A 13,421-nucleotide genomic window follows, 5' to 3' on the forward strand; every position below is an offset into this window, starting at 1 on the left:
CCGGCGAACATCACGGCCGGCGGCGGGACGTGGAGCGCGTCCCGCCGCCGGCACCGCGCTACCGGCCGCCGCGCGTCGGCCGGGCCGGCAGTGGTCGGCCGGTCGTCCGGACGGTGCCAACGCGGTCAGGGGCGGGGTCCGGTGACGGACAGGAGGAGGACAGGGTGAGTTCCAAGGACTGGCTGGAAAAGGACTTCTACGCCGTGCTGGGGGTGCCCAGGACAGCCTCCGCCGACGAGATCAAGAAGGCGTACCGCAAGCTGGCCCGCGAGTTGCATCCCGACCACAACCCCGGCAACTCGGCCTTCGAGGAGCGGTTCAAGGCGGTCTCGGAGGCGTACAACGTGCTGGCCGACGATCGGCGGCGCAAGGAGTACGACGAGATGCGCTCGCTGTTCGGTTCGGGCGCGTTCCGCCGGGGGGCGCGTGGCGGTGGGCCGGGCTTCGACCCGGCCGACCTGTTCGGCGGCTTCGCAGGTGCCGGTGCCGGTGCCGGTGCCGGCGGTGCCGGGGACCGGCGGTTCGGTGGGGCCGGGTTCTCCGACATCTTCAGCTCGATCTTCTCCGGCGGCGGCGGGGGCGGGATGCGTACCCGTGGCCCGGCTCGAGGCCGCGACGTCGAGGCCGAGGTGGTGCTCGACTTCGGCGCCGCCGTACGCGGCACGACCTTGCCGCTGAGCCTGCGGGCACCCGGGGTGTGCGACACCTGCCATGGCAACGGTGCCAAGCCCGGCTCGGTGCCGAGGACCTGCCCGACCTGTGCCGGGACCGGGCTGACCACCCGCAACCAGGGGTCGTTCAGCTTCTCCGAGCCGTGCCGGGACTGCCAGGGGGTGGGCACGATCGTCGACGAGAAGTGCCCGGAATGTCACGGCTCCGGCGGGGTGACCAAGACCCGGACGCTGAACGTCCGTTTCCCACCCGGCGTGGCGGACGGCCAGCGGATCCGGCTGGCCGGGCGGGGTGAGCCGGGCGACCGGGGTGGCCCGGCCGGTGACCTGTTCGTGCTGGTCAAGGTCCGCAACGACGAGCTGTTCGGGCGGACCGGCGACGATCTCACCCTGACCGTGCCGATCACCTACGCCGAGGCGGTGCTCGGCACCGACCTGCGGGTCCCGACCATGGACGGCGCCGTGACGCTTCGGGTGCAACCAGGTACGCCGAGTGGGCGTACCTTGCGGGCACGTGGCAAGGGCGTGCCCCGTCGGGACGGCACCACCGGTGATCTTCTGGTGACCGTCGAGGTCGTCGTTCCGGCTACCGTGGACGAGTCGGCACGGGCCGCCCTGCGGACCTTTGCGGAGCACACCCCCGCTGCCGACCGGGAACGTCTCGCCGCCCGGCTGCGTCGCAACGAGGAGCAGGCCGCCGGGTCGCGGCGAGGGACAGACGGGAGGTGAGTGAGGGGTGGACGACGAGCTGCTGATCACGTTCGAGGCCGCCTCCGACGCCAAGGTCCTGATCATCTCGGTGGCGGCGCGGATGGCCGGCATGCATCCGCAGACGCTGCGCCAGTACGACCGGCTGGGCCTGGTGCAGGCCGGCCGGGCGGCTGGCGGCGGCCGCCGGTACAGCGTCCGGGACGTGGTGCTGCTGCGCGAGGTCCAGCGGCTCAGCCAGGACGACGGCGTCAACCTGGCCGGCATCAAGCGGATCATCGGGCTGGAGCAGCTCGTCGGCGACCTGCAGCAGCAGGTTGACGGGTTGCGCGCCGAGCTGGCCGAGGCGTACCAGCGGATCGCCGAGCTGGAGTCGGTCGGCCCGTACCCGCGACGTGACCTGGTCCCGACCAGCCGCACCTCGACCGCCCTGGTGGTGTGGCGGCCGCAGCGCCGGGACCGGCCGGCCCGCCCAGGTTCCGGGCAGACCGGCTAGCCGACCCTGCGGACCGGCCACCAGGCGCGGTGACCGAGCAGGCTCAGCAGCGCAGTCCATCGACAGGCCGAACAGCACGGCGAAGAGCAGCGTCGGCACCACGGACATGATCGGTACCGGGCGGTCGACACCGATCAGCCCCAGTCCCCACCCCCATTGGAAGATCACCACCAGTACGCCGTACGCAGTGCCGATGGACAGCAGCGCCAGCACCGCGGCCTTGACCGCGATCAGCGGTGCCCGGAACATCGCCACCAGCACCTTTTCCGACCAGCTGTTCGCCCGGCTGGTACCGGTCCGGGTCCGGATGATCCTGGCCAGCCCGGCGCTGCAGGGCTACGCGCTCCGGCTGCTGCTCAGCGGACAGACCGAGCCGGCCCGAGGGCTGCACGAATCCTTCCCGGACGAGCTCGACGAGGTCACCGCCGCCGCGATGGTGGGATCGTTCGTCGGCGCGCTGGTCGCGGTGATGATGCAACTCCTCACCGAGCTGCCCGAGCCGGAGCGGGCGATCCTGGTCGACCGGGACCAGCTGCTGGCCGGCCTGCAGCGGGCGATGCAGGTCGCGGTCGCGGGACTCGCGGATGCTAGCTCAGCCGGCGGGACTTGCGGACCAGGCCGCCCTCGCACCAGTCGTGGTAGTCGAACAGCTGCGGCTTGGCCAGCAGCACCCGGGTGTTGTGCGCCCAGACCGACATCAGCTCGTCGCCGTCCTGCTCGGCCTGCTCGACCAGCTTGCGCAGCCGCCGTTTCGGGTGGGCGCGGAAGTTGGTCCGGATGCCGTCCGCCGCGTAGATGTAGAGGCAGTGCAGCGCGAACCGGCGGGCCGGACAGGTCGGATCCATCGCCAGGTCGAACAGCGTGGTGATCAGCCGGTCACCGGAGACGAGCAGGTCCCAGTCCTGCGGCATCGACTGCAGCGGGACCGAGTCCGGCTGGTACGCCCAGGCGCGCAGCTCGGCGGGCGCTGGGTCCACCGGGTTGGCGAAGCCGCGGAACGCCGACTCTTGCACGCTCAACGGGGACCCTCCCGTTCGCGGCCGACAGGGCACAACCGGCCCTGGGCCTACCACTAGCTACTGCCGCGCCACGGTAGCGTGTCGGAGGGTGATCGGGGAAGTCCCTGGTAATGCCTTTCACGAAGCCGGTACGTGTTGGTCCGCTCCCGTCAGGTGATTTCCGCTGGCCGCGAGGGGTGCGGGCCGCCCCCGCAGCCGATGCTTGAACCAGCGGGAATCCGGAATCCGGGCCAGCACCGGTCCGGTTACCACCGTGATCAGCACGTACGCGGTGGCCAACGGCGCGAGCGCCGGCTCGATGCCGGAGCTGGCGACCGCAAGGCCGGCGATCACGATGGAGAACTCCCCACGCGGCATCAGCGCCAGCCCGGCCCGCCACCGACCGGGAGCGGCGATGCCGGCCCGCTTGGCGGCCAGGTAGCCGGTCAGCACCTTGGTGCCCATCGTCACCACCGCCAGGCCGAGGGCCGGCAGCAGCACCGGCGGGATGTCCCGGGGGTCGGTCACCAGCCCGAAGAAGACGAAGAAGACCGCGGCGAACACGTCCCGCAGCGGGGTGAGCAGTTCGGTGGCGCTGTGCGCCACCGGCCCGGACAGCGCGATGCCGACCAGGAACGCGCCGACCGCCGCGGAGACCTGCAGTTCGGCGGCGATCCCGGCGACCAGCAGGGTCAATCCGAGTACGCCGAGCAGCAGCGCCTCCGGGTCGCGTACCGACAGCAGAGCGGAGATCCGGTGGCCGAACCGGACCGCGACCAGCAGCACGACGGTGACCGTGGTGACCGCCACCGCGACCGCGAGGCTGCCGGCGGCGAGCCCGGCGCCGATCAGCACCGCGCTGAGCACCGGCAGGTAGAACGCCATCGCCAGGTCCTCGACGACCAGGATCGACAGGATGACCGGCGTTTCGCGGTTACCCAGCCGGCCCAGGTCGCCGAGCATCTTGGCGATCACGCCGGACGACGAGATCCAGGTGATCCCGCCGAGCACCACGGCGGCGGTCGGCCCCCAGCCGAGCAGCAGGGCGAACGCGACTCCCGGCAGCGCGTTGAGCAGCGCGTCGATCAGGCCCGCCGGTGCCGCCCGGCGCAGGTTGCCGATCAGCTCGCTCGCCGAGTACTCCAGCCCGAGCATCACCAGCAGCAGCACCACGCCTATCTCCGCCCCGACGGCGAAGAAGTCCTGGATGTCGTGCAGCGGGAGCAGGCCGCCGTGACCGAACAGCAGCCCGGCGAGCAGGTAGAGCGGGATCGGCGACAGCCCGTAGCGCCGGGACAGGCGGCTGAGCAGACCGAGGAGCAGCAGCAGCGCGCCGAGTTCGATCAGCAGCAGTGCGCTGTCGTGCATGGCCGGGTCAGCCGGCCGGGTCGTCGTTGGCGAGGATGCCGCCGACGCCGTCCAGCCCGGACCTGGTGCCGACGACCACCACCACGTCGCCGGCGGCGAACCGGAACTCCGGCCCGGGAGAGGCCAGCACCTCCCGGTTGCGCAGCACCGCCACGATCGACGCCCCGGTACGGGTCCGCGTCTTGGTGTCGCCGAGGGTACGGCCGACGAACGGCGAGCCGGCCGAGATCGGTACCTGCTCGGTGAGCAGCCCGGCGGCCTGGTCGCGCAGCCCGGCGAGCTGGCTGAGCATCAGCGACGCGCCGAGGATGTCGGCGAGCGCCTCCGCCTCGTCGTCGGTCAGCGGGATGTCGGCGTCACAGGCGTCCGGGTCGTCCCGGTCATACAGGACGAGGTCCCGACGCCCTGACCGGTGACTCACCACACCGATCCGTCGGCCTGACTCGGTCATCAGGTCGTGGCGTACCCCGATGCCGGGCAGGTCGACCTGTTCCACACGTGCGCGCACACCGTCCACGCTACGCCGCCTAAGGGCAGACGGTCGCGCCGCGTCCCGGCAGACTGGTGCGGACGCGGTGCCGAATCGGCCCAGGCGTGGTCGCCGGACCGGGCGGTCGTGGGGCGCGGACGGAAGGAGAGGGTGGATGCGACGTCGGGCAGGCGGGTCCATCACGGCCATCGTTCTGTCGGCCCTGCTGATCCTCACCGGGTGTTCGATCGGCGACATCCGCCGGCCACCTCCAGACCGCGCGGCCCCGTCGACCGACGCGACGGTGCCTGTCGGTGGGCCCGCCGTCGAGGTCCGCCCGATGCGGGTGCCGGCCGGCTACGCCGCCCCATTCGTCGCGTTCGACGACGCCAAACACGGGTACGCCTACTTCCACGGATGCGACACGTCGGTGGGCGCCGGGGCGCCGGCGAGTTGCCCGGCGGTGCTCTACGCGACCGCCGACGGCGGCCGGTCCTGGCAGCACCGGGAGCACCCGGACCCGGCGGTGGCGGAGCATTCGATGCTGGTCGGCCACGGCAGCCTGGTGCTGTCCGCCGACGCCGCCTGGTACCGGTCGCTCGACGGGGGTGTGACCTTCACCCGGGGCAACGGCCCGGACGGGTCGATGCCGCCGGAGTTCGCCGCCGTGCACGGGCGGTACCAGGTGTGCTGCGGCTCCGACGGTGTCGCCCGGGTCGGCGAAGCCACCCAGGTGGGGGTGAAGCCGTTGGCGCAGCAGCCGCCGATCCCGGTCGTGCAGACCGTCGGGTACATCGGCGACAAGTTGACCGTCGCCGGGCTGCACGACGGCCGGCTGCATGTGGCGTTCGGCGCGCCGGTGGCGACTGACGATGACGGTGGCGGTGGGACCGGGGTGCGCTGGCTGTGGCGGACCGACGCGTCACCGTCGCGGATCCGGAGCGGATCCGCCAGTTCGTCGTAGAGACGACGCCGTCGGGCGGTTACTGGCTGATCGGCGAGCCGGTGCCCCTGCCGGGTGAGTTTCCGCTCGTCTGGCGGGCCGATTGGGGTCGGCTGGAGCCGGTGCCGGTCCACGACCCGCCGCCGGACGTGATGTCGGCGCTGCCGGACGGTGGCCGGTTGCTGGTCACCACCCGTACCGGTGTCTGGTCGCTCGGCTCCGACGGCCGCTTCGAGCCGATCGACTGGCCGGTGCAGGGTGCGTACCTCACCCGGCTGCGGGACGCGACGGTGCAGGCGGTCCGACCGGACGGAGCGGTGCTGCTCAACGTGCGACAGCCGTCGGGTGCCGGGTGGGTGGAGATCTCCTGGGAACCGTACGGGCGGTAGACCGGTGCGGGTCGGGCTTCGGCGGTCGACTCGTCGATCGGAGTTGAGTGGAATAGACTCAAGTCTGGTGGTGTCCTCATCAGTGGACCAACCTGCCGTACAGGGGAGCACATGAACGCCGAACGCCTGACCACGAAGAGTCGCGAAGTCATCACCGCCGCGGTCGCCATCGCCAACCAGCGGGGCCATGCCACGGTCGAACCGTGGCATCTGCTGCTCTCCCTGCTGGACACCGGCGGCTCGACCGCCGCCGGCCTGCTGCGGGCCGTCGGCGCCAACCCGGTGGAGATCCGCCGGTCCGCCGTACGGACCGTGGAGAACCTGCCCGCCGCGCGCGGCTCCAGCGTCGCCGAGCCGAGCCTGTCCCGCGAGTTCGCCAACGCGATCGGCGCGGCCGAGCAGATCGCCCGCCCGCTCGGCGACGAGTACACCTCCACCGAGCACCTGCTGGCCGGGCTGGCCCGGGTCGGCGGGGCCGTCGCCGGGCTGCTCAAGGATGCCGGAGCCACCGAGGAAAACCTGGTCGCCGCGTTCCCGTCGGTGCGCGGCGGCGACCGCCGGGTCACCACCGCCGACCCGGAGCAGACCTACCAGGCGCTGGAGAAGTACGGCGTCGACCTGACCGCCAGCGCCCGCGACGGCAAGATCGACCCGGTGATCGGCCGGGACGCCGAGATCCGCCGGGTGATCCAGGTGCTGTCCCGGCGTACCAAGAACAACCCGGTGCTGATCGGCGAACCCGGCGTCGGCAAGACCGCGATCGTCGAAGGTCTCGCCCAGCGGATCGTCGCCGGCGACGTACCCGAGTCGCTGCGCGACAAGCGGCTGGTGTCGCTCGACCTCGGCGCGATGGTCGCCGGTGCGCAGTACCGGGGGCAGTTCGAGGAGCGGCTGAAGTCGGTCCTGGAGGAGATCAAGGGCTCCGACGGCCAGGTGATCACCTTCCTCGACGAGCTGCACACGGTGGTCGGCGCGGGCAAGGGCGAAGGCTCGATGGACGCCGGCAACATGCTCAAGCCGATGCTGGCCCGGGGCGAGCTGCGGATGGTCGGCGCGACCACCCTCGACGAGTACCGCGAGCACATCGAGAAGGACCCGGCGTTGGAGCGCCGGTTCCAGCCGGTGCTGGTCGGCGAGCCGACCGTGGAGGACACCATCGGCATCCTGCGCGGGCTCAAGGAGCGCTACGAGGTGCACCACGGCGTACGGATCACCGACGCCGCGCTGGTCGCCGCCGCCGGCCTGTCCGACCGCTACATCACCGACCGGTTCCTGCCGGACAAGGCGATCGACCTGGTCGACGAGTCCGCCTCCCGGCTGCGGATGGAGATCGACTCCCGGCCGGTCGAGGTCGACGAGATCGAGCGGGCCGTGCGCCGGCTGGAGATCGAAGAGATGGCGCTGGCCAAGGAGCCCGACCCCGGCTCGGCGCAGCGGCTGGAGCGGCTGCGCCGGGAGCTGGCCGACAAGCGCGAGCAGCTGACCGCGCTCAGCGACCGCTGGCAGCTGGAGAAGGGGCACATCACCCGGATCTCCACCGCCCGCGAGGAGCTGGAACGCCTCGGTGGCGAGGCCGAGCGGGCCGAACGCGACGGTGAGCTGGAGCGCGCCGCCGAGCTGCGGTACGGCCGAATCCCGGCGCTGCAGGGCGAGCTCGCCCGCGCCGAGACCGAGCTGGCCGCGCTGCAGGCCGACGGCGCGATGCTCAAGGAGGAGATCGGCGCGGACGACATCGCCGCCGTCGTCGCCGCCTGGACCGGTATCCCGGCCGGCCGACTGATGGAGGGCGAGACCGCCAAGCTGCTGCGGATGGAGTCCTCGCTGGGCGCCCGGGTGGTCGGCCAGGCCGCCGCGGTCACCGCCGTCTCCGACGCGGTCCGCCGGGCCCGCGCTGGCGTCGCCGACCCGGACCGGCCGACCGGCAGCTTCCTCTTCCTCGGCCCGACCGGCGTCGGCAAGACCGAGCTGGGCAAGGCCCTGGCCGAGTTCCTCTTCGACGACGAGCGGGCCATGGTCCGCATCGACATGAGCGAGTACGCCGAGAAGCACTCGGTGGCCCGGCTCGTCGGTGCCCCGCCCGGCTACGTCGGGTACGAGGAGGGTGGTCAGTTGACCGAGGCGGTACGCCGCCGGCCGTACTCGGTGATCCTGCTCGACGAGGTGGAGAAGGCCCACCCGGACGTCTTCGACGTGCTGCTGCAGGTGCTCGACGACGGTCGGCTCACCGACGGGCAGGGCCGTACGGTCGACTTCCGCAACGCGATCCTGATCCTCACCTCCAACCTCGGCTCGACGCTGATCAACGACCTGACGTTGACCGAGGAGCAGCGCCGCGACGCGGTGCTGGCGGTGGTCCGGGCGCACTTCAAGCCGGAGTTCCTCAACCGGCTGGACGACATCGTGGTCTTCGCGATGCTCAGCGGCGCGGAGCTGCGGTCGATCGTGGACATCCAGCTGGACCGGATGCGCCGGCGGTTGGCCGACCGCCGGCTGACCCTGGACGTCGACGACACCGCCCGCAGCTGGCTGGCCGAGCACGGCTACGACCCGATCTACGGAGCCCGGCCGCTGCGTCGACTGGTCCAGTCGGCGATCGGCGACCAGTTGGCCAAGGCGCTGCTGGCCGGTGAGATCCGCGACGGCGACACCGTCCGGGTGCAGCTCGCCGACGACAAGGAAGGGCTGGCGGTGCAGGCCGGCTGACCAGCATCGATGTATGTCGGTGAGTGCCGTCGATCGCTCTGCTCGACTGCGAGGCCGGGTTCGGCGACGAAACGCGAGGTCGACGCGGCGTCCGTTTGCCCCGTGTCACTGGCGGGGTACCGCTACGGTGATCTTCCGAAGCTTCGGGAAGGAGAGCCGTGTCGGATCCGAATCCGGCCGCGCCACCGGTCAAGGCGCGGCCGAGCACCGTCACCATTTCGAGTTACCTGCTGTTCCTGATCGCCGCGCTGCAGGTCGTCGGCCTGATCGTCGCGCTGTCGGTGATGGGCACGATGCAACAGGTCTACGAGGACGCCTACGCCGGCACCGACATGGAGGCCATCAGCAGCCTCACGACGATCTCCCTGATCGCCGGCGCGATCTTCGGCCTGCTGATCGCCGCCGGCCTGGTGGTGCTGGCTCTGCTCAACAACCGGGGCAAGAACCCGTCTCGGATTGTCACCTGGGTGCTCGGTGGCATCTTCCTCTGCTGCTCCGGGGGCGGGCTCGCGCTCGGCGCGGCCGGCAGCGCGTTGCCCACCGGCCCGACCAGCACCGACCCGAACATGCCGGACCCGGCGCAGGTGCAACGGGATCTGGAGGCCGCGCTGCCCGGCTGGTATGAGCCGGCCAACCTGTTGCTCGGCGTCGTGACCGTGCTGGCGCTGCTGACCGCGCTGATTCTGCTGGCGCTGCCGCCGTCGAACGACTTCTTCCGTAAGCCCGCCGTCGCCTGGGAGCCGCCGGTGCCGGGCGGCGGGTACGGCGTGCCGCCGATGCCGGGCGGCGCCTACCCGAGCTACCCCGCCGCTCCCGGCACACCACCGGCCGCCGGCCCGCCGCCGGCCACCCCGCCCGGCCCGCCGCCGGCACCAGGTGCGCCGCCAGCTGCCGGACCGTCGGAGAATCCGCCGGGCAACCCCCCGCCGCCGACCAGCTGATGATCGGTCGATCACGGGTCGGTCCGCCCGGGGCGGACCGACCCGCCGGTACGGGGAGACCCGGTCCTCGTAGGAGGTGACGACGTGGGGGACAAGCCTGCCCTGCGTACCGCACTGGTCACCGGGGCCACTGCCGGCCTCGGTGCCAGCTTCGCCCGTCGGCTCGCCGGCGACGGGTACCGGCTGGTGCTGGTCGCCCGTGACCGGCAGCGGCTCACCACGCTTGCTGACGACCTGGCCGACCGGCACGGCGTGACCGTCGAGGTGCTCGACGCCGACCTGGCTACTGACGGTGGAGTGACCGTCGTGGCCGACCGGCTGCGGTCCGTCGACGCACCGGTCGACCTGCTGGTCAACAACGCGGGCATCGGTCTGAACCGGTCGTTCCGGCGCACCGACGAGGCGGACGAGCTGCGGCTGCTGCGGCTCAATGTGGAGGCGGTGCTGCGGTTGACGCATGCCGTCCTGCCCGGCATGGTGCAACGCCGACAGGGCAGAGTGATTAATGTCTCGTCGGTGGCGGGCTTTGGTCCGTTAGCAGCTGGTTCGACCTATTCGGCGAGCAAGGCCTGGGTGACGAACTTCAGTGAGTCGATCGACATGTCGGTCCGCCACCTCGGGGTGCGGGTGATGGCGTTGTGCCCGGGCTACGTCCGCACCGAGTTCCACGAACGCGCCGGTATCCGGACCTCCGGCTCGCCGACCTGGCTGTGGCTGCGGGCCGACGACGTGGTCGCCGATGGTCTGCGGGACCTGGCCAGGGGGCGGGCGGTGAGCGTCCCCGACTGGCGCTACAAGACGCTCGCCACTGTGGTGCGTCACGCTCCGCATGGGCTGCTCCGGTTGGCCGCCGGCCGGCCGAAGGGTCGCGAGTGAGCCGGAGAGCGTACCAGCGTGCCCGTCGAAACGCTTCCTGCTGCCGCGACCTGGAGTTTTGTGGTGTATGGGCAGCTAGCGACGTGGATGGCGTTATCGGCGAGTTGCCGGGCCGGCGGATGGGGGCCCAGTGACGGGCAGTACTCTTTGTGACATGGGCGACCACGACGACCTGCGCAAATTCATCACTGATCTGGCCGTGGTGCACGGCAGGGTGGTGCTGTCGTCAGGTCGCGAGGCTGACTGGTACGTCGACCTGCGGCGGGTGACGCTGCACCACGCCGCCGCACCGCTGGTGGGACGGGTGCTGCTCGATCTCACTGCGGACTGGGAGTACGAGGCGGTTGGCGGCCTGACGTTGGGAGCGGACCCGGTGGCTCTGTCCATGTTGCACGCCGCTGCGGCGGAGCAACGGCGACTGGACGCCTTCGTGGTGCGCAAGGCCGACAAGACGCACGGACTCCAGCGACGGATCGAAGGGCCGGACGTGGCCGGCCGGCGGGTGCTGGCAGTGGAGGACACCTCGACGACCGGTGGGAGCGTACTGACCGCAGTCGAGGCGCTACAGAAGGCAGGAGCTGAGGTGGTCGGCGTGGCGGTGATCGTCGATCGTGGGGCCGGTGACGCGGTTCGGGCAGCCGGACTGGCCTATCGGGCCGCCTATACGTTGGCTGACCTCGGCCTTCCGGCCTAAAAGTTTGCCGATTCGGATCTGCTGATATGCAGGCGGATCGATGCTGTTTGGTGGAAGGATGGGTTTCGTGGGAACTGCGTTGGCTGAAATGACCATGCCTCAAATCTCGCCGCTTGCCGGCGAGCCGATCGAACGCGCGGACGCGGAGCGACTCGCTGGAGTCCTCAAGGCGCTCGCCGACCCGGCCCGACTCAGGCTGCTCAGCCTGATCCAGTCGGCACCGGAAGGCGAGGCCTGCGTCTGCGACCTCACTGCTCCGCTGGGGCTCTCCCAGCCGACGGTGAGCCACCACCTGCGTATCCTCACCGAGGCCGGCTTGCTGGAGCGGGAGAAGCGCGGAGTGTGGGCTTACTACCGGCTGGTGCCGACCGCGATCGCCACGATCGCGGATCTGCTGACCCCGCCGCGTAAGCGCGCCACCAAGAAGGCACGCTGACCTGACGGCACCTTGCCTGGTCGACTCGCGGAGGCGGAGCCGCCAGGCAAGGTGCCCAAGGTTTACGGAGGTCGCCGCGTGACGTACGTCGCTGGCGATCTGCGGGACCAGCTCGCCCACGTCGGGTCCGACGTGGTGCGTGCCGGTCTCGTCGTGGGCTCCGGTGGCAACCTGTCCGCCCGCCTGCCGGGCGGCGATGAATGCTGGGTAACCGCGTCCGGCACCTGGCTGGACCGGCTCGGCCCGGCATCGTTCGCCCGGGTGCGGATCGCGGACGGCTGCACCCTGCCCGACGAACCGCAGGTCCGGCCGACCAGTGAGCTGGCGCTGCATCTGGCGGTCTACCGTGCCCGCCCCGACGTCCGCGCCATCGTGCACCTGCACCCGCAGAGCATGCTGCTGCTGGACGCGCTCGGCGTACCGATCCGGCTGGTCACCACCGACCACGCCTTCTACCTGCGGCGCGTCGTCACCGTGCCGTTCGCGCCGCCCGGCGGACAGCGTCTCGCCCGAGCCGCCGCCGACGCGGCCGCCGACGGCACCAACTGCCTGATCCTGTCCCGGCACGGCTGCTCCGTACTGGCCGGATCGGTGGAGCTCGCCCACAAACGGGCGGTCAACCTGGAAGAGGCCGCCCGGCTCACCTACCGGGCACTGGCCGTCGGTCGGCTCGACGACCTGACGCCGCTGCCGGCCGACTACCTGGACCAGTTGCCGGACGCGGAGCACGGCACCGTCTGAACCCCTGGCACGGCATCGGCCACACCCGGCCGGCCGGGCTCAGTGGTGGGTCGGCAGCTGCGGCGACTCCTCCTGGGTGACATCGACCGCCGCGCGGCGCAGCCGACGCTGCTCCAGAACCACCATCGCGGTGACGATGGCGACCCCCAGCACCAGCAGCAACACCACCGACAGCACGTTGCCGCCAGGGGCGAGCAGCCCGCGCTCCTCGGTCTGCCACGGCCACAGCGCCCGCAAGCTGCCGACAATCACTCCGGTCATCACCGCCAGGGTCACCCGCCGGTGGTGCTCCAACAGGTACTGCAGCAGCTTTACGAACAGCGTCAACCCGACGAGCATGCCGACGGCAAAGACCGCCAGGTAGCCGAAGTCCCGGTCGTTGACCGCCTCGATGGTCGGCTCGTAGAGCCCGACGGTCAGCAGCAGGAACGACCCGGACACGCCCGGCAGCACCAGCGCGCAGACCGCGACCGCCGCAGCCAGCAGCACCACCACCGGGTTCGGGTCGATGCTGGCCGATGGCAGACCGGTCAGCACGAACGCCGCGACCCCGGCGGCGACCACCGCGAACACGTCCCGGCCGCGCCACGGCCGGCCGATCATCGAAACCGGCACCAGCACCGAGGCCAGCACCAGGCCGAAGAACAACCCTCGGGTCTGCTCTGGGTGCTCCTCCAGCATCGGCTCCAGCAGCCGGGCGGCGATCAGCAGACCGGGCAGCATGCCCAGCGCCAGCGGGATGATCACTCCCCAGTGCACCTGCCGGAACTGCTCCCGGCTGCGTGCCCAGCCCTGCTTGCGGGGCACGTCGGTGACCGCGTACCGGACCGCGCTGATCAGGTGCCCGGCCGAGGCGATGAGCCGCTCGTACACGCCGGTGACCAGGGCGATGGTCCCACCGCTGACTCCCGGGACGGCCTCTGCCACCCCGATCGCCGCCCCCCGGAACACATGGCCGACACGTTCGCGCACTGACATTTGCAGAACC

The 13,421-nt window shown here is 71.4% G+C and carries 14 protein-coding genes; 10 read left to right on the forward strand and 4 right to left on the reverse strand.

Annotated features, from left to right (window positions below):
• Positions 1–164 precede the first annotated feature (164 nt).
• Both dnaJ and O7610_RS22595 read left to right on the forward strand, forming a co-directional pair.
• The gene (gene dnaJ, locus O7610_RS22590) at positions 165–1,400 is read left to right on the forward strand and encodes a molecular chaperone DnaJ (protein WP_289211790.1); all 1,236 of its coding nucleotides are present in this window, start codon (positions 165–167) and stop codon (positions 1,398–1,400) included.
• A 7-nt stretch (positions 1,401–1,407) separates the two neighbouring features.
• Positions 1,408–1,875 (forward strand): heat shock protein transcriptional repressor HspR, encoded by a 468-nt coding sequence (locus tag O7610_RS22595; protein ID WP_281552452.1) that lies wholly within the window; start codon positions 1,408–1,410, stop codon positions 1,873–1,875.
• A gap of 587 nt (positions 1,876–2,462) precedes the next feature.
• Here O7610_RS22595 and O7610_RS22600 read toward each other — a convergent pair.
• The 3 genes from O7610_RS22600 to O7610_RS22610 all read right to left on the reverse strand — a co-directional run bounded on the left by O7610_RS22600 (position 2,463) and on the right by O7610_RS22610 (position 4,749).
• Positions 2,463–2,894: a hypothetical protein gene (locus O7610_RS22600; RefSeq protein WP_123606516.1), complete on the reverse strand. Its 432-nt coding sequence runs from the start codon at positions 2,892–2,894 to the stop codon at positions 2,463–2,465.
• Between the two features lie 117 nt (positions 2,895–3,011).
• Positions 3,012–4,241 (reverse strand): cation:proton antiporter, encoded by a 1,230-nt coding sequence (locus O7610_RS22605; protein ID WP_281552453.1) that lies wholly within the window; start codon positions 4,239–4,241, stop codon positions 3,012–3,014.
• A 7-nt stretch (positions 4,242–4,248) separates the two neighbouring features.
• On the reverse strand, positions 4,249–4,749 hold the full coding sequence (locus tag O7610_RS22610) for a cation:proton antiporter regulatory subunit (RefSeq protein ID WP_278172676.1): 501 nt from the start codon (positions 4,747–4,749) through the stop codon (positions 4,249–4,251).
• Between the two features lie 136 nt (positions 4,750–4,885).
• On the opposite strand from O7610_RS22610, the gene O7610_RS22615 reads away from it, so the two are divergent.
• The 8 genes from O7610_RS22615 (at position 4,886) to O7610_RS22650 (ending at position 12,433) form a co-directional block, all read left to right on the forward strand.
• Positions 4,886–5,674 carry a WD40/YVTN/BNR-like repeat-containing protein gene (locus tag O7610_RS22615; protein ID WP_289211791.1) on the forward strand — a complete coding sequence of 263 codons (789 nt, stop codon included), beginning with the start codon at positions 4,886–4,888 and terminating at the stop codon, positions 5,672–5,674.
• A complete protein-coding gene (locus O7610_RS22620) occupies positions 5,617–6,042 on the forward strand; it encodes a hypothetical protein (RefSeq protein WP_289211792.1) in 426 nt (141 codons plus the stop codon). Before O7610_RS22615 ends, O7610_RS22620 begins: the two co-directional genes overlap by 58 nt.
• Positions 6,043–6,153: 111 nt before the next feature.
• Positions 6,154–8,745, forward strand: a complete 2,592-nt coding sequence (clpB, locus tag O7610_RS22625; protein ID WP_289211793.1) for an ATP-dependent chaperone ClpB — start codon at positions 6,154–6,156, stop codon at positions 8,743–8,745.
• A 158-nt stretch (positions 8,746–8,903) separates the two neighbouring features.
• The gene (locus O7610_RS22630) at positions 8,904–9,686 is read left to right on the forward strand and encodes a hypothetical protein (RefSeq protein WP_289211794.1); all 783 of its coding nucleotides are present in this window, start codon (positions 8,904–8,906) and stop codon (positions 9,684–9,686) included.
• An 84-nt stretch (positions 9,687–9,770) separates the two neighbouring features.
• The gene (locus tag O7610_RS22635) at positions 9,771–10,562 is read left to right on the forward strand and encodes an SDR family NAD(P)-dependent oxidoreductase (RefSeq protein WP_281552457.1); all 792 of its coding nucleotides are present in this window, start codon (positions 9,771–9,773) and stop codon (positions 10,560–10,562) included.
• 154 nt (positions 10,563–10,716) lie between these two features.
• Entirely contained in the window at positions 10,717–11,256 is a 540-nt protein-coding gene (pyrE, locus tag O7610_RS22640) for an orotate phosphoribosyltransferase (RefSeq protein WP_281552458.1), read from the forward strand.
• Positions 11,257–11,314: 58 nt separating this feature from the next.
• Positions 11,315–11,692: an ArsR/SmtB family transcription factor gene (locus tag O7610_RS22645; RefSeq protein ID WP_123606510.1), complete on the forward strand. Its 378-nt coding sequence runs from the start codon at positions 11,315–11,317 to the stop codon at positions 11,690–11,692.
• A gap of 78 nt (positions 11,693–11,770) precedes the next feature.
• The gene (locus O7610_RS22650; RefSeq protein WP_281552459.1) at positions 11,771–12,433 is read left to right on the forward strand and encodes a class II aldolase/adducin family protein; all 663 of its coding nucleotides are present in this window, start codon (positions 11,771–11,773) and stop codon (positions 12,431–12,433) included.
• Between the two features lie 39 nt (positions 12,434–12,472).
• Here O7610_RS22650 and O7610_RS22655 read toward each other — a convergent pair whose 3' ends face one another.
• Positions 12,473–13,411 (reverse strand): DUF368 domain-containing protein, encoded by a 939-nt coding sequence (locus O7610_RS22655; RefSeq protein ID WP_281552460.1) that lies wholly within the window; start codon positions 13,409–13,411, stop codon positions 12,473–12,475.
• Between the last annotated feature and the right edge of the window lie 10 nt (positions 13,412–13,421).

Origin of the sequence: Solwaraspora sp. WMMA2065, assembly GCF_030345075.1 — a bacterium.
Taxonomy (GTDB): Bacteria; Actinomycetota; Actinomycetes; order Mycobacteriales; family Micromonosporaceae; genus Micromonospora_E.

What these genes read in the sequence shown, in the direction of transcription:
- O7610_RS22655 (WP_281552460.1), bottom strand. Translation starts at nt 13,411, where the DNA reads ATGTCAGTGCGCGAACGTGTCGGCCATGTGTTCCGGGGGGCGGCGATC.
- O7610_RS22615 (WP_289211791.1), top strand. Translation starts at nt 4,886, where the DNA reads ATGCGACGTCGGGCAGGCGGGTCCATCACGGCCATCGTTCTGTCGGCC.
- O7610_RS22645 (WP_123606510.1), top strand. Translation starts at nt 11,315, where the DNA reads ATGGGTTTCGTGGGAACTGCGTTGGCTGAAATGACCATGCCTCAAATC.
- O7610_RS22605 (WP_281552453.1), bottom strand. Translation starts at nt 4,241, where the DNA reads ATGCACGACAGCGCACTGCTGCTGATCGAACTCGGCGCGCTGCTGCTG.
- pyrE (WP_281552458.1), top strand. Translation starts at nt 10,717, where the DNA reads ATGGGCGACCACGACGACCTGCGCAAATTCATCACTGATCTGGCCGTG.
- clpB (WP_289211793.1), top strand. Translation starts at nt 6,154, where the DNA reads ATGAACGCCGAACGCCTGACCACGAAGAGTCGCGAAGTCATCACCGCC.